The following is a 1428-nucleotide window of genomic DNA, read 5'->3' as shown; positions in this document are numbered from 1 at the left end:
GATCGCGTCCCATGAAGTGGTGTAGCCGTGCAGGGTCCCGGAACGCGCGGGTGTCTGCTCGGGGCGTGCATCCGCTGGCGGTGCATGCTCCCTGAACAAGGGCAGGCCATCGCGCAAGTCTCCCTGGTGAACGGGCAGTTCAACCGGAGGAGCACGCGATGGCCTTGTCACAGTCTGAGCTGATGCGGCTGCTTGAGTCACTACGTCGGGCCGATGGAGTTGAAGCAATCAGGGTGGTGTGCGAGCGCATCCTGCAGGAGCTGATCGAGGCCGAGGCCACCGATGTGATCGGTGCCGCGCCGCGTGAGCACTCCGAGACGCGCACGACCTGGCGCAATGGGCACCGGGAGAGGTTGCTGACCACGCAGGCCGGTGACCTGGACCTGAAGATCCCGAAGGTGCGCAGCGGGTCATTCTTCCCGTCGTTGCTGGAACGCCGGCGGCGGATCGACCGGGCGTTGTTCGCCGTGGTGATGGAGGCATACGTGCACGGTGTCTCGACCCGCTCGGTCGACGACCTGGTCAAAGCACTCGGTGCGGACAGCGGGATATCCAAGTCCCAGGTCTCCCGCATCTGCGGTGAGCTGGACGAGGAACTGACCGCGTTCAAGGAGCGGCCGCTGGACCACACCGTCTTCCCCTACGTCTTCCTGGACGCCACCTACTGCAAGGCCCGGGCCAACCACCGGATCGCCTCCCAGGCCGTGGTCATCGCCACCGGGATCTCCGCCACCGGGCACCGCGAGATCCTCGGGCTGATGGTCGGCAACAGCGAGTCGAAGCCGTTCTGGACGAAGTTCCTGCGCTCGCTGCGGGCCCGCGGCCTGGAGAACGTCCAGCTGGTCATCTCCGACAGCCACAGCGGTCTGGTGGCCGCGATCCGCACCGTTTTCCTCGGCGCGGCCTGGCAACGCTGCCGGGTTCACTTCGTCCGGGATGTGTTCTCGGTGATCGAGAGGGGCTCCGGGGAGATGGTCGCCGCCACCATCCGCACCATCTTCGCGCAGACCACCGGCGAGCAGGTGCGCACCCAGCTCAACGTGGTCGCCGACATGCTCGGACGGCAGTTCCCGCAGGTCAAGACCATGCTCCTTGATGCGGCAACCGACATCACCGCGTTCGCCGACTTCCCGCCGGCGCACTGGAAGAAGATCTGGTCGACCAACCCGCTGGAACGGCTGAACCGGGAGATCAAACGACGGGCCGACGTCGTCCAGGTCTTTCCCAACCCCGCCGCCCTGGACCGACTCGCCGCCGCGGTGCTGGCCGAACTCCACGACGAGTGGCAGGTCTTCGACCGCCGCTACCTCTCCGAAGCCTCCATGGCCGAGCTCTTCACCACCAAGCCAACCGAACCCGAACCGCAGATCACCCCACAACCGGAACCGAAACAGCTGCCGTGACTACACCACCCCGCGGGACATGACC

General features: G+C 66.2%; 1 protein-coding gene. It reads left to right on the top strand.

Annotation, left to right across the window (positions count from 1 at the left end; all coding sequences use genetic code 11):
• Positions 1-158 precede the first annotated feature (158 nt).
• Positions 159-1403: an IS256 family transposase gene (locus BIV25_RS46030; RefSeq protein ID WP_071378574.1), complete on the top strand. Its 1245-nt coding sequence runs from the start codon at positions 159-161 to the stop codon at positions 1401-1403.
• Positions 1404-1428: the final 25 nt, after the last annotated feature.

Origin of the sequence: Streptomyces sp. MUSC 14 (assembly GCF_001866675.1) — a bacterium.
In the GTDB taxonomy this organism is placed as follows: Bacteria; Actinomycetota; Actinomycetes; order Streptomycetales; family Streptomycetaceae; genus Streptomyces.
The sequence above is the reverse complement of the archived record's forward strand: the minus strand, read 5'-3'. Positions and strand labels throughout refer to the sequence as shown.

Excerpts from the sequence above, each read along its gene's own strand:
- BIV25_RS46030 (WP_071378574.1), top strand. The coding sequence starts at position 159 with ATGGCCTTGTCACAGTCTGAGCTGATGCGGCTGCTTGAGTCACTACGT.